This window comes from Rathayibacter sp. AY1B5, assembly GCF_002932795.1.
Classification (GTDB): domain Bacteria; phylum Actinomycetota; class Actinomycetes; order Actinomycetales; family Microbacteriaceae; genus Rathayibacter.
The window spans coordinates 43,300-63,569 of sequence record NZ_PSWM01000007.1 but is presented as its reverse complement, the minus strand read 5'-3'; the positions used below and the strand labels follow the sequence as shown (position 1 = coordinate 63,569).

Sequence of the window (20,270 nt, the reverse complement as noted above, 5' to 3'; positions counted from 1 at the left end):
GCTCACAGCGCGGTTGCGGGATTCAGGATGCCCTGAGGATCGAACAGCCGCCGCACCGCGCGCTGCAGGGAGACGACATCGGGGCCGAGCTCGCGCCTGGCCCACTCGCGCTTCAGGCCACCGACGCCGTGCTCGCCGCTGACGGTGCCGCCGAGCTCGAGGGCGAGGGCGAACACCGCCTCGGCCGCGGCGTCGGCCTGCGCGCGAGCCGCGTCGGTCTCGTCGCGGAGGCGGATGATCGGGTGCAGGTTGCCGTCGCCGGCGTGCGCGAACACGTACACGTCGGCGCCGGTGTCGGCGGCGATCGCGTGGATCCGCCGGATCGCCTCGGCGAGACGCGACCGGGGCACGGCGATGTCCTCGATGAGGACCCGGCCGCGCGCCTCGACAGCGGGCAGTGCGTCGCGGCGCGCGGCCGCCAGGGCGAGCCCCTCGGCGGCGTCGAGGGTCGTCTCGACGCTCGCCGCGGTCGCCGCGAGGACGGTGCGGACCGCCTCGATCTCGTCGGCCGCGCCGAAGCCGTCGGTCTGCACGAGGAGGAACGCGCCTCCGCGGGCCGCCAGATCGGAGCCGCGCAGCGCGTCGATCGCCTCGAGGGTGCGGTCGTCGACGAGCTCGAGCACGCTCGGGCGCAGGCCCGCGAGCGCGAGCGCGACGGCGGCCTCGGCTCCCGCGGCGACATCGGCGAAGAACGCCGCGGCGGTCGCGGTGACGCGGGGCCGCGGCAGGAGGCGGAGGGTCGCGCCGACGACCACGCCGAGGCTCCCCTCCGACCCGACCACGAGGGAGGTCAGGTCGAGGCCGACGACGCCCTTCACGGTGTCGCGGCCGAGGTGGACGAGCGAGCCGTCGGCCAGGACCACGTCGAGGGCGAGCACCGCGTCGCGCGTCACTCCGTACTTCGCGCCGCGCAGCCCGCCCGCGTTCGTGGCGATGTTGCCGCCGATGGTCGAGATCTCGACGCTGCCGGGGTCGGGCGCGTAGAGCAGGCCGTGGCGGGCGGCGGCGCGGTCGAGGTCGGCGGTGATCACCCCGGGCTCGACCCGTGCGACGCCGTCGACCGGGTCGATCGAGAGGATGCGGTCGAGCCCGGAGACGTCGAGCACGATCACGCCCTCCCCCGCGCTCGCGGCGCCCGCGAGGCCGGAGGCGGCCCCTCGGGTCACCACGGGGATCCCGTGGGCGGAGGCGTACGCGAGCGTCGCGCGGACCTCAGCGACATCGCGGGCGCGCACCACTCCGACCGGATCGCCCGCGGGCGACCAGCCCGAGCGGTCGGCGTGGACGACGGCGGGCGCGATCTCGGGGATCGGCACGATGTCGGGGGCGGGCGCGATGTCGGGGGCGGAGGCGATGGCGCTCACGCCTCCACCCGCGTGATGATCGCAGCGGTCGCCGCCGACGCCTTCACCCGCTCGAGGAACAGGACCACGGTCGCCGCGGCCGAGCGGTGAGTCGCGTCGTTCAGCGCGTCGTGTCGCCCGTCGGCGAGGAGGTGGATCTCGGCGCGCGGGGCCGTGCGGTAGACGGCCACCGCCTCCGCCACGGGGCTGATCGCGTCGGCCTCGCCGTGCAGCGCGAGCAGCGGGGCGCGCACGGCGCTCGCCACGACCGAAAGCAGCTCCGGAGGAAGCACCGCGTCGCGCGCGACCGCATCGGCCTCGCGCGCGAGCACCCCGGCGTGGGTCGGGCAGGCGGTCCGCTCGGCGACGCCCTCGCCTCCCTCGGCGCGGACGGGCAGACCGGCGACGATCACCGCGTCGACCGCCTCGGGGTGGGTCGCGGCGAGCTCGAGGGCGACCGCCGCGCCCGCGTCGGAGCCGACCAGCACCAGGGGTGAGACGGCGGCGGGGTCGTGGAGGAGCTCGAGCGCCGCCTCCCGGATCCCCTCGACGGTCGCGTCGCCCAGCGCGCGAACGCGGTAGGCGTCGCGAGCGAGCCGGGTGCCGAGGCGCTCGTAGACGGCCGGCGTCTCGCCTCGGCCGCCGAGGACGATCAGTGTGCCTCGGGGTCCGATGCCCTCGGGCTCGTCGAAGCGCTGGACGAGGGGGGCGGGGATGGTCAGGGTCATGCGGGGACTCCTTCGGGAGAGGGGACGGAGAGCTCGGCGAGCGGGAGCGGCGCGACGGCCGCCTCCCGACCGCGGAGCCCGAGGAGGAGCTGCAGGCGCTCGCTCACGGGAACGGCGACGCCCGCTCGGCGGGCGAGCAGCACGACTTCGCCGGTGAGGTGGTCGACCTCGCTTCCGGCGCCGCGGGCGAAGCTCTGCCAGGTCGAGAGACGACCGGCGGTGTGGCCGGTGACGGGGTCGACCCGGAGGCGAGTGCCGTCGTCGGCGGCGATCGTGCGGCCGTTCGCGGTGAGCGCGAGGCGCGCCTCCGCCACGAGCGTGTCGCGAAGCGCGCTGCGCTCGTCGTCGGAGCCGGTGAAGAGGTCGAGGCCGTTGACGGCGTTCGCGAGCAGCTTCCGCGCCTTCCACGCGCCGATGTCGGGCACGGCCCGCGCCGCGAAGCCCGCATCGCGGAACGTCGCGGCGAGCGCCTCGGCCCGGGGGTCGTCGGCGTCGGGGTGTCGGCCGATCCAGAGCGCTCCGACCGTCGGGAACGACGGCGACACGATCTCGCCGGGGGTGAGGAAGCTGGCCGCGATGCCGATCGAGACGCTGAACACGTCGGCGAAGCGGCGCAGCGCCGCGTCCTCGGCGGCAAGTCCGTTCTGGAAGGTGAGCACCGGCAGCTCGCTGCCCGCTCGCCCGCCGACCAGCGGCGTCCACGCCCACTCGGCGAGCGCCGCCTCGGCGTCCTGCGCCTTCACGGTCAGCACGAGCACGTCGCCTCGGTGCGGTGCCGCCTCGAGCGGTCCGCTCGCCACCGGCACCCGCACCGTCTCGTCGCCGGCCGGCCGTCGGAGGCGCAGCCCGCGCTCGCGGACCAGGCGGAGGTGCTCGCCGCGCGCGATCAGCACGACGTCCTCCCCCGCGAGATGCAGCTGCGCCGCGACCACCGAGCCCACGGCCCCGCCGCCGATGACGAGGAAGCGCCGGCTCACGAGGTCACCGCCGACACTCCGGGGATCGCCGCGAGGAGCGTCCGGGTGTACTCCGACTCCGGCGAGCGGAAGACGCGGGAGGTGGTCCCCGCCTCCTCGACCCGGCCGCGGTTCAGCACCACGATGTCGTGCGAGACGTCGGCGACGACCGCGAGGTCGTGCGAGATGAAGAGGTAGGCGACTCCGAGGTCTCGCTGCAGCTCGACCAGCAGCTCGAGGATCTGCGCCTGCACCGACACGTCGAGCGCCGAGACCGGCTCGTCGAGCAGCACGAGATCCGGCCCGAGTGCGAGCGCCCGGGCGATCGCGACCCGCTGGCGCTGGCCGCCCGAGAGCTCGGCGGGCAGACGGGAGAGGAAGGAGTCGGGCAGCCCGACCCGGTCGAGCAGCTCGTGGGCGCGGGCGAGGCGGGTGAGGCGATCGCCGACTCCGAACGACACCAGCGGCTCGACGACCGACTCGAGCACGGTGAAGCGCGGGTCGAGCGCCGCGAACGGGTTCTGGTGCACGAGCTGGATGCGCCGACGCAGCGGCCGCCACTGCTTCTCGCCGGCGTGGGTCAGGTCGGCCCCCTCGACGAGCACGCGGCCGCCCGACGCGCGCTCGAGGCCGAGGGCGATCCGCAGCGCGGTCGTCTTGCCCGAGCCCGACTCCCCCACCAGCGCGAGCGTCTGCCCGGCGCGCACCGAGAACGAGACGTCGTCGAGCGCACGGAAGTCGGCGCGCCGCCCGGGGAGCGCGAAGTCCTTGACGACCTTCTCGATCCGCAGGATCTCGGGAGCCGGCTCCACCTGATCGAAGCGCGGCACGATCGCCCCGCCGTGCCCGAGCCCGGGTGCCGCGTCGATCAGAGCGCGGGTGTACTCCTCCCGCGGCGCCACGAGGATCTCGGCCGGCGGACCCTGCTCGATCACCCGGCCGCCCCGCATCACGAGGACGCGGTCGGCCCGGTCGGCGGCGACCGCGAGGTCGTGCGTGATGATCAGCAGCGCGATCCCCTGCTCGCGGACGAGCGACTGCAGGTGGTCGAGGATCCGCTTCTGCACCGTCACGTCGAGCGCCGAGGTGGGCTCGTCGGCGATGATCAGCCGCGGCTTCCCCGCCAGCGCGATCGCGATCAGCGCGCGCTGGCGCAGGCCCCCCGAGAGCTCGTGCGGGTACTGCCGGGCGCGCAACTGCGGATCATCGATCCCCGCCTGCCCGAGCGCCTCGAGCACCTCGGCGTCGACCGCGCGGCGGTCGACCCCCCGCAGGCGCACCGCCTCGGCGACCTGGGCACCGATCCGCAGGGTGGGGTCGAGGCCGACCATCGGGTCCTGCGGCACGAGCCCGACGACGCGTCCCCGGAGGCGTCGCAGCTCCTTCTCGGAGGCGCGGGTGACATCGCCGCCGGCGATCTCGATCGAGCCGCCGAGGATCCGCCCGGACGCGGGCAGCAGCCCGAGCACGGCGTTCGCGGTCGTCGACTTGCCCGACCCCGACTCGCCGACCACGGCGACGATCTCGCCCGGGGCGATCTCGAGCGAGACCTCGTGCACGACGGTCTGCTCGCCGTAGGCGACCGACAGGCGATCCAGCCTTACGAGCGCGCTCATCGCTGCACCTCCTCGACGGTCTTCGCCACGTGGTTCAGCGAGAAGACCAGGAGTCCGACGAACAGGCCGGGCAGCAGCGAGAGCCAGGGGCTGGTCACCAGGTAGTTGCGACCGCTCGAGATGAGCGTGCCCCACTCCGCCGCGGGAGGAGCGGCACCGAAGCCGAGGAAGCTCAACGCGGCGACCGCGATGATCGCGGTCCCGAGATCGAGCACCGCCAGCACGGCGACCGGGCCCCACGAGTTGGGGAGCACGTGCCGCACGAGGATGCGCAGCCGAGTGGCGCCTCCGGTGCGGGCGGCCTCGACGTAGGGCAGCGTCTTCACCCGCAGGACCTCGGCGCGCGTGGTGCGTGCGAAGCCCGGCAGGATCCCGATCCCGACGGCCAGCGCCACCGGCAGTGTGCCGAAGCCGATCGCGGTGACGATGGCGAGCGCCAGCAGCAGCCCCGGGATCGCGAGGAGCACGTCGACGATCCGCATGATGACGGCGTCGACGACTCCGCCCGCGTAGCCCGAGACGACGCCGAGCGCGAGGCCGCCGATGAGGGCGATCGCGATCGCGATCACGGTGGCCTGGATGGTCAGCGCCCCGCCGTGCAGAACGCGCGCGAACAGGTCGCGGCCGAGCTCGTCGGTGCCGAAGAGGTGCGCGGCGCTCGGCGCCTGCAGCTTGTCGACGGGCGCCGTCGCAGTCGGGTCGTAGCCGGTGAACAGGGCCGGGGCGATCGCCGAGACCAGCACGAAGACGGCGAAGGCGAGCGCGATCACGAACCCGGGGCGGCGCAGGAGGAGCCGTGCGGTGCGGAGGCGCCGCGCGCTCCTTCCGTGCGGGGCGCGCTCGCGGGGCTCGGGCGCGACCGTCGCGGCGGTCTCGGTTCTGGTGAGTTCGAGCGTCATGGCCGGCTCGCCTTCGCTGTCGTGGTTATGCGCGGATCGAGGAGGGGGTAGAGCAGGTCGACGAGGAGGTTGATCCCGACGAAGACGGCTGCGGCCAGCACGACGACGGCCTGCACCACCGGCACGTCCTGGGTGAGCACCGACTCCTGAGCGAGCGTGCCGATGCCCTGCCGGCCGAAGATCGTCTCGGCGACGATCGCACCGGTGACGGTGTTGCCGGCGAGGATGCCGAGGATCGTCAGAGTCGGCAGCGAGGCGTTGCGGAACGCGTGCCGCCACTGCACCGCAGCGCGGGAGAGCCCCGCCGCGCGGGCGGTGGTGATGTACGCCTCCCGCTCGACGTCGGCGAAGCTGCGGGTCAGCACCTGCGCGAGCATCGCCGAGGTGGGGATCGCCATCGTCACCGCCGGCAGGATCAGGCTCGCCGGCGTCGCACTGCCCGTGGAGGGCAGCAGGTGCAGCGTGAAGGCGAAGAACTGGATGAGCAGCAGGCCGATCCAGAAACCGGGGAACGCGACTCCCGCGGAGGGCAGCCGGCTCAGCAGCACCTTGAGCGGTCGCCACTGCACGTACGCCGCCAGGTAGGCGAGCGCCGTGCCGCCGACGAGTGCGAGCCCGATCGCGAGGGCGCTGAGCTGGAGGGTTCCCGGCAGCTTCTCGACGATCAGCTGGGTCACCGGGATCCCCTTCGTGATGGAGGTGCCGAAGTCGCCCCGGAGCGCGTTGCCGAGCATGTGCAGGTACTGCTGCCAGACGGGCTGGTCGAGGCCGTAGCGCGCCTGCGCATCAGCGAGCTGCTGCGGAGTCAGAGAGTCGACCTCGACGTTGTTGGCCGAGAGCAGCAGCGCGAGCGGGTCGCTCGGCAGCAGCCACAGCACGGCGAAGGTCACCGTGTAGGCGGCCCACAGCACGAGGACCGCCTGGCCCAGCCGCCCGACGAGGTAGCGGCCGAGGCCCGAGGGGGCCGAGCGGAGGCCCGGCCTCCCCGGTGCCGCGGGTGTCGCGAGGGTCGTCACGGCTGGATCCAGGTCCCGGCGAAGTCGCCGAACGCCTCCGAGGTGAAGCGGAAGCCGTGCACCGCCGACGAGACGCCGGCCAGCTGCACCCGCTCGGCGAAGGGGAAGACGAGCGCGTTGTCGAGCAGGTAGTCCTGCAGCCGGCCGTAGACCGCCGCCCTGGCCGTCGTGTCGACGGTCTGGACGCCCTCGTCGAGCAGGGCCTGCACCTCGCTCGCCTGCTCGGGGGTGAAGTTGTTCACGGCCTGCGCCTTCGATCCTGCGTACCGGGAGTCGATGATCCACTGGATCACTCCCGGGTCGGCCCGGGTGTAGTAGGTCGAGATCAGGTCGTAGTCGCCGCTGTTGAGCACGTCCGCGCGCTGCGCGTTGGTGATCACGTTCAGCTCGAGGTCGATGCCGACCTGCTTGAGCTGGTCCTGGATCAGCTGGTCACCCGCGCCGAACTGCGCCACGATCGGCACCGAGAGGGTGAGCTTCTGCCCGTCCTTGTGGCGGTAGCCGTCGTCACCGAGTGTCCAGCCCGCCTCGTCGAGCAGCTCGCCGGCGCCGTCGGCGTCGAAGGCCAGTGGCGAGGACTCGTCCTTGGAGAAGGGCGTGGTCGTGTTGTAGACGCTCGTCACCGCCGGATAGCCGACGCCGAAGATCGTCGATGCGTAGGTCTCGCGATCGATCGCCTTCTGCACCGCCTCGCGCACCGTCTGATCCGAGAGGATCTTCCCCTCCGACACGTTCGGGTAGTAGTTGCTCGCGGGGCCCGGCAGCGACCGGCTCTCGACGGTGTCGCCGTTGCCGGTGATCACCGCCTGGTCGTTCTCGGAGATCGGGTTCCGGCCCCAGGCGATGTCGATCTCGTCGCTCGTGAGCTGGCCGACGCGAACGCTGTCCTCGGCGACGTAGCTGACGTCGATGCCGTCGAGGTACGCCTCCCCCGTGTTGTCGCGGAGCGGGGAGCCCCAGGCGTAGCCGGCGCGCTTGTCGAGCGTGATCCCGGTGCCCGGGGTGTAGTCGGTGAGGGTGAAGGGCCCGGAGCCGACCACGGCACCGAGGCAGCGCTCCTCGGGCGTCTTCTCGTACGAGGAGGCGGCGAGGATCGCGAGGTTGGTGGTCGAGGTGCCCTGGACGAACGCGGCGTTGGGGGTCGAGAACGTGACCTTCACGGTGTCGGCGTCGACCACCTCCGTGCCCGAGTAGCCGGCCAGGTAGACGCCGCCGTAGGCAGCGGGCAGCTGCGCGAGGGTCGCCTGGTCGTTGTCGAAGGCGGTCTTGACGCTGTCGGCGGTGAACGCCGTGCCGTCCGAGAACGTCACGTCGGTGCGCAGATCGAAGGTGTACTCGGTTCCCGCGTCGTCGACGCTCCAGGCGGTCGCGAGCCACGGCTCGATCTCGCCCGTCTCAGGGTCCTGGTCGGTCAGGGAGTCGGCGACGTTGCGGATCACCGTGCGGTGCTCGATCCAGTAGGTCTGGAACGGATCGACGCACGAGAACGCGGCGTTGTCGGGGAAGAAGGCGAGCGAGAGCCGGCCGCCCGAGACCGGGGTCGCGTCGTCGGTGGCGGTGCCCGCTTCGGAGGATCCGGAGCAGGCGGTCAGGGCGAGGGCGGCGGCGAGGGTGAGCGCGGTCGCGCCCGCCCAGCGGGATCGTCGGTGAGTCATGGCTGTGTCTCCAGAGCAGGGGATGTCAGTGGGAGGAGTCAGTGGGCGGCGGCGGCGAGGGTGCGCGTGCCGGCGATCAGGAGGGCGGCGTCGTCCTGCGGCGGGTGCACGCGCGAGGCGAGGACGTCGCGCAGGTGGCGTTCGAGCGGGTTGTGCCGCGTGAGTCCGGGGTTGCCGAGGGCGGCGACGGCGGTCTCGACCGCCGTGATCGCCGAGCGGGTGGCGAGCAGCTTGCCGACGACGAGGCGCTCGGCGGCCGTCGGATCGCCCGCGTCGACGCGGGCGGCGAGCGAGAGCAGCACCTCCTCGGCCTGCACGAGCTGCGCCTCGATCTCGCCGGCGACCGAGCGGATGCGCTCCGTCGTCGCGATCGGACGCCCGAGCGAGGTCGGGATCCGCTCGTTCGCGAACCGCACGAAGAAGCTCTGCGCCGCCCGCCCGACGCCCACGTAGAGCGCCGCGACCGCGAGGCCGAAGCCTCCGCCCGCTCCCGCCTCCGGAGCGAGCTGCGAGCGCGGGGTGCCGCGGAAGTGCTCGAACGGCAGGCGGACCTGCTCGTAGACCACGTCGTGCGTGCTCGAGGCGCGCTGGCCGAGGTGGTCCCACGTCTTCTCGATCCGGACGCCCGGAGCATCTCCCGGGACGATCGCGTGCGCGAGCTCGGGCTCACCCGAGGCGCCCTGCAGGTCGACCGCCCAGACCAGGTGGTAGGCGAGCCCCTCGGAGCCGGTGGCGAAGCCCTTGCGTCCCTCCAGCACCCACTCGTCGCCGTCGCGACGGATCGTCGTCGCGGGCAGACCGCCGCGGGCGGGGGCACCCCACTCGGGCTCGGCCCGCACCGCGTTCAGCAGCACCGGGCGCTCGGCGGAGTCGGCGAGGACGCGGCGGTACAGCCCGTCGGGCCAGGTCGCGCCGCGGTCCTGCGCAGCGTGCTGCAGCACGGTCATCGCCGAGATCAGCGCGACCGCCGGGTCGCCCTGACCGAGCGCGCCGAAGATCCGGACGAGGTCGAGAGTAGAGGGCGGGGTGCCGCCGTAGCGAGTGCCGACCGCGACGGTGAGCAGTCCCGCGTCGTGGACGGCACGGATCCCCTCCCACGGGAACTGGGCGGTGCGGTCGTAGCGCTCGGCGGTCTCGGCGAGGCGGGCGGTGAGCCGGGCGAGCGCCCGGTCCGAGAGGTCGGGGGTGACGCGGGCGGGCGTGTCGAGCAGCGTCACGCGCTCGCTCCGATCAGCTCGGTGCTCTCGAGCGGAGGCTGCGCGACGATCTCGCCGCGGCGGCCGGTGACCTCGCGGTGCGCGAGCTCCTCGCGGACGAGCGGGATGATGTGGCGCCCGTAGTCGACCGCGTCGTTCAGGTTGTCGTAGCCGCGGATCGAGATCAGATCGGCGCCGAGGTCGACGTAGTCGAGGATCGCGGCGGCGACGGTCTCGGGCGTGCCGACGAGAGCGGTGGAGGCGCCCTGCGCTCCGGTCGCGGTCGCGGTCGGCGTCCAGAGGGCGCGGTCGTGCAGATCCTTGCGGCGCGCGATGTCGAGCAGGCGCTGCGAGCCGACGTTAGCCGGACCGTTCGCATCGGGCGTCTGCACCCACAGGCCCTTCCTCGGGTCGGCGGTCGCGGCCGAGCGCCCCTGCAGGATCCCGAGGATCCGGTGCGCCTTCTCCCACGCGAGCTCCTCGGTCGGCGCGATGATCGGCCGGAAGGTGACCCAGGTGCGCGGGGTGTCGGGGCGGCCGGCCGCGAGTGCGGCGTCGGCGATCCGGTCGATCTGCTGCTGGGTGTCGGCGAGCGGCTCGCCCCAGAGCCCGAAGATGTCGGCGAGCGCGCCGCCCTGACGGTAGGCCTCGTCACTCGAGCCCCCGACCGAGACGGGGATGCTCCCCCGCACCGGCCGCACCCGCGAGACGAAGTCCTCGAAGCGGTAGTAGGTGCCCTCGTGGTCGAACGGCTCCGTGGCCGACCAGACCTGCCGGAGGATCCGGATGTACTCCTCCTGGCGGGCGTAGCGCTCGACCTTGGTCAGGCGGTCGCCCTCGCGGGCCTGCTCGTGGTCGTTGCCTCCGGCGATGAAGTGCACGACTGCGCGGCCGTTCGAGAGCTGGTCGAGCGTCGCGAGCGCCTTGGCGGCGACCGTCGGGTAGATCGTGTTCGGGCGGAGCGCGACGATCGGCTTCAGGTGCTCGGTGTACTGCGTGACCGCGGCGGCGATGGTGAACGGGTCGTGCCCGGCCGAACCGTAGGGCACGAGCGTGTAGTCGAAGCCGCCGTCCTCGAGGATCCGCGAGTAGCGGCGGAGGTAGGCAACGTCGATGCCGGGCTGGGTGAGCCCGTTGACCTCGTTGGAGCTGTTGACGTTGATCGCGGAGATGAACTCGACGGCCATGGTGGTGTCCTTTCGACAGGAGGTGCGCGAGGGCGCGGAGAAGAGCTCGCGGGCACGGCGGAGCAGCCCGGAGGAGGGAGGTCGACGGCGCTGCTCGAGGAGCGCGGGTCGCGTGCGGCGGAGTCCGCCGCGTCGGTCGGAGAGCGCGACGCGGGAGCGTCAGTGCGGGCGACGCGGAGACGTCAGCACCGGGCGGTCAGCGAGAGGCTGGACAGGAACATCCGCGCACCGACGCGAAGGGGTTCCCGCCCACCGGCATTCGGCCCGGGCGCATCCGGCCGTCCGCTGCGTCGACGCGCGCCGCTCGGACCGCGCCGGAGGGCGCAGTCGAGACGAGGGCACGCGGGGAGGTCATGTCGTCGACGCTACGGGCGGCGAGCCCGCGGCGTCCAACGATGATTCCGGATGCGTTCCGATCGGCGAACCCGATCGTTGGTAAGAATTCGTCATGTTCGAGCGTGCTCACGAGCGGACCTCGCGCAGCGGCGTCCTGATGGGGGACGGGCCGAACAGCTCGACGAGCGCGGCGAGCGCCGTGTCCTCGACATCGGGCGCGAGTCCGCGGCGCGAGACCAGCCGGAGGTTCACCGAGCCCAGAGTGGGCAGGTCGCGCCGCGCCTCGAGTCCGTCGGCGACGGCGCCCTGGTGCGAGGTCGGCAGCACCGCGACTCCGATGCCCGCTCTCGCCGCAGCGATCACGCCCTCGAGCCCCGCGGACTCGGCGACCACCCGCACCTCGTGCCCGAACGCTCCGAGCTGCTGCAGAGCGCGCTGGCGCATCCCGCACGGCTCGGAGTAGGCGACGAGCGGGATCGGGGCGCCCTCGGCGGGCTGCCAGCCCGGCGCCGCGTACCAGTCGAGCGGCAGCGTCGCGATCTGGCGGCCCGGCAGGTCACCGCCGACCCCGAGGATGACCGCGAGGTCGACGACCCCGCGGGCCACCGCCTCCGCGAGACGGGTGGAGCGCTCGAGCGAGAAGGTGAGCGGACGGTCGTCGAAGGCGCGGCGCAGCGTCTCGAGCAGCCGGGGCAGCAGCTGCTCGGCGGCGGGCTCGGTGAGACCGAGGGCGAGCGGGTTCTCGCTCGCCGCATCGAGGGTCTCGAGCGCGTCGTCGTGGACGGCGAGGATGCGGCGGGCCTGCACGAGGAGGCGCTCACCGGCGGGGGTGAAGCGGGCCTTGCGCCCCACCTTCTCGATGAAGGTGCGCTCGAGCCGGCGCTCGAGGGTGCGGACGTGCTGCGACACCGTCGGCTGGCTGATGTGCAGCGCGACGGCCGCGCGCCCGAAGCCGCCGCAGTCGGCGATCGCCACGAGCGTGCGCAGGTGGCCGATGTCGAGGGTCTCGGGCATCCCCCGACGCTACTGACGGCCCGCGCCTGCCGGGATCGCGACCGCAACACGCCGACATGTCCAGGAGACGACGGAGCGGACGAGACCTCGGAAGGACCCGTCCGCTCCGGAGGATCGGACTCAGTGCGCGATCACCGGCTCCGCCCCGGGAGTCGTCGCGATCGCGTCCGACCTGCGGCGGAACAGCAGCACCGACAGCACCGCGCCGAGGGCGAAGAATCCCGCGCCCCAGCCGTACGCCACCGCGTAGCTCTGCACCGCGGCCTCCGCCACCGTGGTCGCCGTCGCCGGAGCGTGCGAGGCGAGGTAGTCGGTCACCGCGGTCGCCGCGAGCGTGTTCAGCAGCGCTGTGCCGATCGAGCCGCCGACCTGCTGGCTCGTGTTGACCATCGCCGAGGCGACCCCGGCGAAGCGCATGTCCACTCCGCGGGTCGCCGTCTGCATCGAGCCGGGCATGATCGAGCCCATCGCGAAGCCGAGCACCATCAGGGCGGGGAGCACGTCGGCGGCGTACGCGCTGTCGAGGTCGAGGCGGGTGAGCAGCAGCATGCCGATCACGCCGAGGACCATTCCGGACGGGACCATGATCTTCGGGCCGAGGCGGGGCAGCAGGAGGTTGGTCGAGACCTGCGCGGCGAGCACCAGCATCCCGATCATCGGCAGGAACGAGAGGCCGGTCTGGATCGGCGAGTAGCCCAGCGACACCTGGAGGAAGTAGGTGACGAACAGGAAGATGCCGAACATGCCGGCTCCCGCGATCAGCACCGACAAGTAGGCGGCTCCGCGGTCGCGGTCGAGCACGATCTGCAGCGGCAGCAGCGGGTGCTCCGTGGTGCGCTGGCGCAGCACGAAGCCGACCAGCAGCACGACGGCGGCGGCGAGCGGCACCCAGGTCATCGGCGAGTCCCAGCCGTCGGTCTCGGCGTTGGCGAAGCCGAACACCAGCCCGAACAGTGCGGCGGAGACGAGGATCGTGCCGGGCACGTCGAGCTTCGGGCGCGGCCCGGTGCGGTCGATGGCCGGAACGAAGACGATCGCGCCGATCACCGCGACGACCGCGATCACCACGTTGATGTAGAGGTTCCACCGCCAGTCGAAGCTCTCGGTGAGCACTCCGCCGAGGAGGAGGCCCACGGCACCGCCGGCACCCGCGATCGCGCCGAAGACGCCGAACGCGCGCGCCCGCTCCTTCGGGATCGTGAACGTCGTGGTCAGCACGGCGAGCGCCGTCGGAGCGAGGAGCGCTCCGAACACCCCCTGCAGCGCCCGGGCGGCGATGAGCAGCTCGAAGTTCGGGGCGGCTCCTCCCAGGGCGGAGGCGAGGGCGAAGCCGACGAGGCCGATGATGAAGGTGCGCTTGCGGCCGAGCAGGTCGGAGAGGCGCCCGCCGAGCAGGAGCAGGCTGGCGAAGGCGAGGGAGTAGGCGGTGACGACCCACTGGCGGTCGCCGTCCGAGAAGCCGAGGTCGGCCTGCGCAGCCGGGAGGGCGATGTTCACCACCGTCGAGTCGAGGACGACCATCAGCTGGGCGAGGCCGACGGCCACGAGGGTCCACCAGCGGCGGTTCGGGCGAGCCGGGGCCGCGGGGGCGGCGCTCTGCGGCTGCGAGGAGGTCTGGGTCATGGGCTCGACCATATACGAGACCGAACAGTTCCGGAACTGCGGAGTTCTTCATTTAGCATGGACCTCACGCGGGTCCACGCCGGTCCCGCCGAGACCGACAGGAGCAGCCGCGATGACGCCGCCCACTCCCCCCACCGCTGCGTGCGAGACCGCGCGTCCCGGACGCCGTCGCGACCCGAGCCGCGACGGCGAGATCCTGACCGCCGCCCTCGACGTGCTCGCGGAGACCGGCTACGAGGGCATGACCATCGACATGGTCGCCACCCGCGCCCGAGCGGGGAAGGCGACCGTCTACCGCCGGTGGGACTCCAAGTCCGAGCTCGTCCTCGACGCCCTCTCCTGCCTCAAGGGAGCCGACCTCGCGGAGGAGTCGCTGCCCGACACCGGCTCGCTCCGCGGCGACCTGATCGCGCTCATCAAGCCGCACTCGATCGAGGAGGCCGAGCGGAAGCTGCACATCATGTCCGGCGTCGTCGCGATGATCTCCAAGGCCCCCGAGCTCGCGGACGCCGTGCGCAGCGCGATCGTGGAGCCGCGGGCGCGCGCCAACCGCCTCCTGCTGAACCGCGCCGTGGCGCGGGGCGAGGTCGCGGCCGGCATCGACGTGGAGCAGCTGGCGCTGATCACGCCCTCGATGGTCGCCTACCGGGTGCTGCTGCTGCGCGAGCCGGTGGACCGCGACTACCTGGTCTCCCTGATCGACACGGTGCTCCTGCCCGCGGCTGGCGTGCGCGCGGGCTCCGACGACGTCCCGCGGGTCTGAACGGACCCCCTCGCGGCCCCGGAAGCAGGGTGAGCGGACGCCCGCGGCGCGAGCACACCCCGCGTTCCTCCTAAAATCGGAGTCATGTCGAAAGTGTTGAGCAGTCTGCCCGTGGGCGAGCGTGTCGGAATCGCATTCTCGGGAGGCCTCGACACATCCGTCGCCGTCGCCTGGATGCGCGAGAAGGGCGCGGTGCCCTGCACTTACACCGCCGACATCGGCCAGTACGACGAGCCCGACATCGAGAGCGTCCCCTCCCGCGCGGCCCAGTACGGCGCCGAGATCTCGCGCCTCGTCGACGCGAAGAGCGCGCTGGTCGAGGAGGGGCTCGTCGCCCTGCAGTGCGGCGCCTTCCACATCCGCTCCGGCGGCAAGACCTACTTCAACACCACTCCCCTCGGCCGGGCCGTGACCGGCACCCTCCTCGTCCGCGCCATGCGCGAGGACGGCGTCGACATCTGGGGCGACGGCTCGACCTACAAGGGCAACGACATCGAGCGGTTCTACCGCTACGGCCTGCTCGCCAACCCCCGCCTGCGCATCTACAAGCCCTGGCTCGACGTGCAGTTCGTCAACGAGCTCGGCGGCCGCACCGAGATGTCGGAGTGGCTGGTCGCCCGCGGCTTCCCCTACCGCGACGCCACCGAGAAGGCCTACTCGACCGACGCCAACATCTGGGGCGCCACCCACGAGGCCAAGCGCCTCGAGGAGCTCTCCAGCGGACTCGAGCTCGTCGAGCCCATCATGGGAGTCGCGTCGTGGCGCGACGAGGTCGAGATCGCCTCCGAGGTCGTCTCGGTGCGGTTCGAGGCCGGCCGCCCCGTCGCGCTGAACGGCGTCGAGTTCTCGGACGCCGTCGCGCTCGTGCTCGAGGCGAACGCCATCGGCGGACGCCACGGGCTCGGCGTCTCGGACCAGATCGAGAACCGGATCATCGAGGCCAAGAGCCGCGGCATCTACGAGGCCCCCGGAATGGCGCTGCTGCACATCGCCTACGAGCGCCTACTGAACGCCATCCACAACGAGGACACCGTCGCCCAGTACCACTCGGAGGGCCGCCGTCTCGGCCGCCTGATGTACGAGGGCCGCTGGCTCGACCCCCAGTCGCTGATGCTGCGGGAGTCCATCCAGCGCTGGGTCGGCTCGGCCGTGTCCGGCGAGGTCACCCTGCGCCTGCGCCGCGGCGACGACTACACGATCCTCGACACCACCGGCCCCGCGCTGAGCTACCACCCCGACAAGCTCTCGATGGAGCGCGTCGGCGACGCCGCCTTCGGCCCCGAGGACCGCATCGGGCAGCTCACCATGCGCAACCTCGACATCGCCGACTCCCGCTCGCGGCTCGAGCAGTACGCGGCCGCCGGCCTCGTCGGCGGTCCGACCGCCGAGCTCGTCGGCGAGCTCGAGATCGGCGAGGCCGACGCGATCACCGAGGGCGGCGGATCCGCAGCGGCCGACGCGCTCGGACGCGCCACCGACCTGGCCTCGGAGGGTGCGGCGTTCGACGCCGGCACCGACTGACCCCGCCTGCCCGACGCCCCCGTGCGCCTCCGTCCCACCGGGACGCGAGGCGCACGGGGGCGTCGTGCTGTGCCCGTCGTCCCGGCGCTCCGAGTGCGAGCAGCGGGCACGGCCCGCGGGCGGTGCTCCGGCGTTCGCGGCGCCGCCGTCAGGGCGCGGAGGACCGAACCAGTGCGAGCGCCGCGTCCACGGTGGCGAGCGACTGCTCCGGATCGACCCGAGCCAGCACGAGCGCGGCCACCAGCAGCGACACGAGGACGTCCGCCTGAGCCGACGCCCACGCCTGCGCGTCGGGCCAGCGGGCCAGAGCTCCGGCGCGCAGTGCGCCCAGCAGCTCGGCCCGGTAGTCGGCGATCACCTCGCGCACCGCGTCGTCGCGCGCGATCGGCGCTCCCGCCGCGTTGAGCAGCAGGCAGCCGCTCCGGGCGGAGAGCGTGCGGGAGTCGGCGAGCGCCGCCCGCAGCCCGGTGAAGTACTCCTCGAGCGCCGTCGGCGACGCCCCGCCCGGATCGACGAGAGGGGCGAGCCGGGGCCGCACCACTTCGTCGAGGTAGCTCTGCACGGCCGCGTCGAAGAGCCCGCGCTTGCTGCCGAAGGCGTGGTAAAGGCTGGAGCGGCGCAGTCCCGTCGCGGACTCCAGGTCCGGGAGCGACGCCTCCTCGAAGCCGCTCTCCCAGAAGACGGCGCGGGCGGCGCGGACGACCTGCTCGGTGTCGAAGCCCTGCGTGCGACCCACGGCGCCCCTCCTGACGGGTGACAGCTGCGGCGCCGCACTGGCGCGGACCGCTCGTCCCAGTATATTGTGGACTGGTCGTTACACAATCGGTGCGGAGCCCTCCGCACCGCGACAACCGCCTGGAGGCCCGCCGTGATCGTTCTCGGACTGGTGCTCGCCGCTCTCGCCGCGGCGCTGCACGTCTACATCTTCGTGCTCGAGTCGGTCCTCTGGACGACCCCGCGTGCCCGCTCGACGTTCGGCACGACCGCCGGCGAGGCGGAGGCGACGAAGGAGATGGCCTACAACCAGGGCTTCTACAACCTCTTCCTCGCCGTCGTCACCGTGGCCGGCATCGTCGCCGTCGTGACCGGGGCCACCGCCGTCGGCGCGGCCCTCGTGTTCGCCGGCGCCGGATCGATGGTCGCCGCAGCGCTCGTCCTGCTCCTCTCCGCTCCGACCAAGCGCCGCGCCGCGCTGACCCAGATGACTCCGGGTCTGCTCGCGGTGATCGCGCTCGCCGTCGGCCTCGCACTCTGATCCCTTCCGCTCCACCACCACGAAAGGCCCCATGAGCACCGTCACCAGCACCCAGATCCAGCTCGTCCGCCGCCCCGACGGCTGGCCCGTCGCCGAGGACTTCCGGACCGCGACCGCCGAGTACGGCGACCCGGCCGCGGGCGAGATCCGCGTCGAGAACGCCTTCCTCTCGGTCGACCCCTACATGCGCGGCCGCATGAACGACGTGAAGAGCTACACCCCGCCCTTCGCCCTCGGCGAGACGATGACCGGCGGCGCCGTCGGCCGGGTGACCGTCTCCGACGATCCCGCGTTCCCCGTCGGCAGCGCGGTCCTGCACCAGCTCGGCTGGCGAGACGTCGTGCAGGCCGAGTCGTCGCAGTTCCGCGTCGTCCCCGAGATCCCCGGAGTGCCGCTCTCGCTCCGCCTCGGCATCCTCGGGATGACCGGTCTCACCGCGTACGTCGGGCTCACCGCCATCGCGGGCATGAAGGAGGGCGACACCGTCTTCGTCTCGGGCGCCGCGGGAGCCGTCGGCTCGGCCGCCGGCCAGATCGCGCGCCTCCTCGGAGCCGAGCGGGTCGTCGGATCCGCGGGCTCGGCCGAGAAGGTCGCCCTGCTGACGGAGAAGTACGGCTACGACGCCGCCTTCGACTACCACTCCGGCCCGGTCCGCGAGCAGCTGGCCGAGGCCGCGCCCGACGGGATCGACGTGTACTTCGACAACGTCGGCGGCGACCACCTCGAGGCGGCGCTCGACGCCTTCCGCGACGGCGGCCGCGCGGCTCTCTGCGGCGCGATCGCCGGCTACAACAGCACCGAGAAGACGCCGGGCCCCGACAACATGGCGAACATCATCACCCGCGGTCTCACTCTGCGCGGCTTCACGCTGTCCGGCTACCTCGACCACGCGCCGGAGTTCAACCGGCTGATGGCCGGCTGGTTCGCCGACGGCGAGATCGCCTACGACGAGACCGTCGTCGACGGCATCGACCACGCCGTGGACGCGTTCCTGTCGATGATGCGGGGCGGCAACACCGGCAAGATGGTCGTCCGCGTCTAGCGCCGACACCGGTGCGGCGGGCGCGAGGAGGGGCACCTCCGGACGTCCGACGCACGAGGCCGCCTCCGCGTCCGGGGACACCTCCCCGTTCGCGACCGTCTCCCTGTCCGGGATCTCGGAGCAGGCGCGCGGATCCAGGGGGCCGATCGGTCCGGGCGGTGGCAGACTGCGGACATGAGCACGTTCTCGCACCGGACCGGCGCCTCCGCGCTGGCAGCAGCAGCACTCGTCCTCGTCCTCTCCGGCTGCGCGGGCAGCGGCGGAGCCCCGTCGGCGCGGACGCCGCTCCCCGCACCGACCAGCACCGCGACCGCGACCGCTGCTCCTACGCCTACTCCGATCCCGACCGTGACGGTGACGGTCACGGCGACTCCCGAGCCCTCCTCGACCGGCTCTCCCTCCGTGGATCCGACGGCAGCGCGCTGCACCGGCTCCGACCTGACGATGGAGTACCGGCCCGACCCCGACGCGTCGGGTGCCGGGAACAGCGCCTTCGACCTCGTGCTCACCAGCACCTCCTCCTCGGACTGCGCTCTCGCGGGCATCCCCGGCGTCTACGCGACCGACGCCGGTGGGAACCGCATCAGCGCGGTCGCCGACGCCTCCGGCCCGAACCCCGACGCTCCCGTGATCCTCGTACCGGGCGCCCAGGCGGACGTCCGGGTCGCCTGGCACTCCCCCGGCGCCTACGGCTGCACGGTCGGGACCTCCGCGTACCTCGTCGCCGAGGTCCTCGACGCGGAGGACGGCGCGGTCCGCGCTCCCGCCGAGCTGCAGGTCTGCACCGACGGCACCGTGATGATGGACGCCTCCGCCTACACGCTGCTCTGAGCTCTCCCCGAGCGCGCACCCCTCCCGAGCGGCCCGCTCACCGGGCGCGACCCCTTGACCGGGCGCGGCGCAGCCGGGACCCTCGCACTACACGTCCCCACCCCACCCCGGAGGTCACCATGAAGGTCGGCTCACTCGTTCTCCGTCTCGCCGTCGGCGGGCTCTTCGTCGGACACGGTCTGCAGAAGCTGCGGGGCTCGTTCGACGGCCCCGGCCTCGACGGCACCGAGCAGATGATGTCGAGCCTGGAGATGCACCCGGCTCGGCGCAACGCCGTCGCCGCCGCCGTGACCGAGACGGCCGGAGGCGCCGCTCTCGCGCTGGGCGCCGCGACTCCGCTCGCCGCCGCCGGACTCATCGCCACGATGGTCACCGCCGTGCGGAAGGTGCACTGGAGCAACGGCCTGTGGAACGCGAGTGGCGGGTGGGAGTACAACGGCGTCCTCGTCGCGGCGACGGCCGCGATCGTCGCCGACGGTCCCGGCGCGCTCTCGTTCGACGCCCTGATCGGCAAGCGCAAGTGGGGAGCCGGATGGGCGCTGTTCGCCCTGATCGGCGGAGCGGCTGCGTCGACCGCCCTGATCGAGGCCGGGCGCCGCGCCGCTCCGGTCGGAGCGGGCCCCTCCGGCTCCGACCAGGACGGGGCGGACGACGACGGCTCCGACTCGACCGCCTCGTAGCCCCGCTCCGCCGCACTGCGCGGGCGCGGTAGCGTCGGAGGCGTGACCGAGACACGCGCCTCCGACCCCGACCGTCCCGAGACCGACGCGCTCGCCCTCTGGCTCGCGGCGGTCGAACGCCTCGACGCCCAGGACGACCCGGACGGTGTCGTCGAGCGGATGCGCGTCCTCGCAGCCCGCTACCCGGGACACGACGGAGTCGCCGCTTTCGAGCTGGGCGGTGCCCTCGACAGCGCGGGACACGAGGCGGAGGCGGCGGTCGAGTACGAGCGCGCCCTCGCCGCCGGCCTCGACGACGAGCGGCGGGCACGGGTGACGATCCAGTACGCCTCGACGCTCCGGAACCTCGGCCGCACCGACGAGGCGATCGACCTCCTCGCCGGCGCCGCTGCGCACCCCGCGGTCGGCTCCGCGCGGGAGGTGTTCCTCGCGCTCGCTCTGCACAGCGCCGGGCGCGTCGACGAGGCCCTGCGGATCACGCTGGAGGCGCTGGCCCCGGGACTCCCCCGCTACCAGCGCTCCGTCCGCGCCTACGCCGCCGCCCTCACCGATCCCGAGCAGTAGCGCGGGCGGCACCTCCGCCCGGAGGCTCGGCGCGGCGAGCGCCGA

Annotated in this window: 19 protein-coding genes; 7 read left to right on the top strand and 12 right to left on the bottom strand. The window is 73.2% G+C overall.

Translation table 11 applies throughout. The features are described from left to right. Window positions 1–2: 2 nt before the first annotated feature. The 11 genes from C5D44_RS06750 to C5D44_RS06700 form a co-directional block, all read right to left on the bottom strand. Window positions 3–1,364: an FAD-binding oxidoreductase gene (locus tag C5D44_RS06750; protein ID WP_258065044.1), complete on the bottom strand. Its 1,362-nt coding sequence runs from the start codon at window positions 1,362–1,364 to the stop codon at window positions 3–5. After that, window positions 1,361–2,071, bottom strand: coding sequence for an alpha/beta hydrolase (locus tag C5D44_RS06745; RefSeq protein WP_104276501.1), 711 nt, complete (start codon window positions 2,069–2,071; stop codon window positions 1,361–1,363). The genes C5D44_RS06750 and C5D44_RS06745 overlap by 4 nt, the downstream gene beginning before the upstream one ends. After that, window positions 2,068–3,048 carry a ketopantoate reductase family protein gene (locus tag C5D44_RS06740; protein ID WP_104281206.1) on the bottom strand — a complete coding sequence of 327 codons (981 nt, stop codon included), beginning with the start codon at window positions 3,046–3,048 and terminating at the stop codon, window positions 2,068–2,070. Before C5D44_RS06740 ends, C5D44_RS06745 begins: the two co-directional genes overlap by 4 nt. Further along, window positions 3,045–4,643, bottom strand: a complete 1,599-nt coding sequence (locus C5D44_RS06735; RefSeq protein WP_104281205.1) for an ABC transporter ATP-binding protein — start codon at window positions 4,641–4,643, stop codon at window positions 3,045–3,047. Before C5D44_RS06735 ends, C5D44_RS06740 begins: the two co-directional genes overlap by 4 nt. Beyond that, window positions 4,640–5,542 (bottom strand): ABC transporter permease, encoded by a 903-nt coding sequence (locus C5D44_RS06730; RefSeq protein WP_104276486.1) that lies wholly within the window; start codon window positions 5,540–5,542, stop codon window positions 4,640–4,642. The genes C5D44_RS06735 and C5D44_RS06730 overlap by 4 nt, the downstream gene beginning before the upstream one ends. Continuing rightward, a complete protein-coding gene (locus tag C5D44_RS06725; RefSeq protein WP_104281204.1) occupies window positions 5,539–6,558 on the bottom strand; it encodes an ABC transporter permease in 1,020 nt (339 codons plus the stop codon). Before C5D44_RS06725 ends, C5D44_RS06730 begins: the two co-directional genes overlap by 4 nt. Next, window positions 6,555–8,213, bottom strand: a complete 1,659-nt coding sequence (locus tag C5D44_RS06720; protein ID WP_104281203.1) for an ABC transporter substrate-binding protein — start codon at window positions 8,211–8,213, stop codon at window positions 6,555–6,557. Before C5D44_RS06720 ends, C5D44_RS06725 begins: the two co-directional genes overlap by 4 nt. Window positions 8,214–8,251: 38 nt before the next feature. After that, window positions 8,252–9,430 (bottom strand): acyl-CoA dehydrogenase family protein, encoded by a 1,179-nt coding sequence (locus C5D44_RS06715; protein ID WP_258067898.1) that lies wholly within the window; start codon window positions 9,428–9,430, stop codon window positions 8,252–8,254. Then, window positions 9,427–10,596 carry an LLM class flavin-dependent oxidoreductase gene (locus C5D44_RS06710; protein ID WP_104281202.1) on the bottom strand — a complete coding sequence of 390 codons (1,170 nt, stop codon included), beginning with the start codon at window positions 10,594–10,596 and terminating at the stop codon, window positions 9,427–9,429. Before C5D44_RS06710 ends, C5D44_RS06715 begins: the two co-directional genes overlap by 4 nt. A 462-nt stretch (window positions 10,597–11,058) precedes the next feature. Beyond that, window positions 11,059–11,946, bottom strand: coding sequence for a LysR family transcriptional regulator (locus C5D44_RS06705; RefSeq protein WP_104276490.1), 888 nt, complete (start codon window positions 11,944–11,946; stop codon window positions 11,059–11,061). Window positions 11,947–12,066: 120 nt separating this feature from the next. Further along, a complete protein-coding gene (locus C5D44_RS06700) occupies window positions 12,067–13,569 on the bottom strand; it encodes an MFS transporter (protein ID WP_104281247.1) in 1,503 nt (500 codons plus the stop codon). Window positions 13,570–13,681: 112 nt separating this feature from the next. Here C5D44_RS06700 and C5D44_RS06695 point away from each other — a divergent pair, with 112 nt between their 5' ends. Both C5D44_RS06695 and argG read left to right on the top strand, forming a co-directional pair. Next, window positions 13,682–14,332 carry a TetR/AcrR family transcriptional regulator gene (locus C5D44_RS06695; protein WP_104281201.1) on the top strand — a complete coding sequence of 217 codons (651 nt, stop codon included), beginning with the start codon at window positions 13,682–13,684 and terminating at the stop codon, window positions 14,330–14,332. Window positions 14,333–14,416: 84 nt separating this feature from the next. After that, window positions 14,417–15,853 (top strand): argininosuccinate synthase, encoded by a 1,437-nt coding sequence (gene argG / locus C5D44_RS06690; RefSeq protein WP_104222545.1) that lies wholly within the window; start codon window positions 14,417–14,419, stop codon window positions 15,851–15,853. Between the two features lie 148 nt (window positions 15,854–16,001). On the opposite strand, the gene C5D44_RS06685 is transcribed toward argG, so the two are convergent. Beyond that, window positions 16,002–16,589, bottom strand: coding sequence for a TetR/AcrR family transcriptional regulator (locus C5D44_RS06685; protein WP_104281200.1), 588 nt, complete (start codon window positions 16,587–16,589; stop codon window positions 16,002–16,004). A 132-nt stretch (window positions 16,590–16,721) separates the two neighbouring features. Here C5D44_RS06685 and C5D44_RS06680 point away from each other — a divergent pair, with 132 nt between their 5' ends. The 5 genes from C5D44_RS06680 (at window position 16,722) to C5D44_RS06660 (ending at window position 20,225) form a co-directional block, all read left to right on the top strand. Further along, window positions 16,722–17,108, top strand: a complete 387-nt coding sequence (locus C5D44_RS06680) for a DUF1304 domain-containing protein (protein ID WP_104277589.1) — start codon at window positions 16,722–16,724, stop codon at window positions 17,106–17,108. Window positions 17,109–17,139: 31 nt separating this feature from the next. Beyond that, window positions 17,140–18,150 carry an NADP-dependent oxidoreductase gene (locus tag C5D44_RS06675; RefSeq protein ID WP_104281199.1) on the top strand — a complete coding sequence of 337 codons (1,011 nt, stop codon included), beginning with the start codon at window positions 17,140–17,142 and terminating at the stop codon, window positions 18,148–18,150. A gap of 174 nt (window positions 18,151–18,324) precedes the next feature. Continuing rightward, the gene (locus C5D44_RS06670) at window positions 18,325–18,981 is read left to right on the top strand and encodes a DUF4232 domain-containing protein (protein ID WP_104281198.1); all 657 of its coding nucleotides are present in this window, start codon (window positions 18,325–18,327) and stop codon (window positions 18,979–18,981) included. A gap of 119 nt (window positions 18,982–19,100) precedes the next feature. Further along, complete coding sequence (locus C5D44_RS06665; RefSeq protein WP_104281197.1) at window positions 19,101–19,661, top strand: DoxX family protein; 561 nt, start codon at window positions 19,101–19,103, stop codon at window positions 19,659–19,661. A 42-nt stretch (window positions 19,662–19,703) separates the two neighbouring features. Further along, entirely contained in the window at window positions 19,704–20,225 is a 522-nt protein-coding gene (locus C5D44_RS06660) for a tetratricopeptide repeat protein (protein WP_258065046.1), read from the top strand. The last annotated feature ends 45 nt before the right edge of the window (window positions 20,226–20,270 follow it).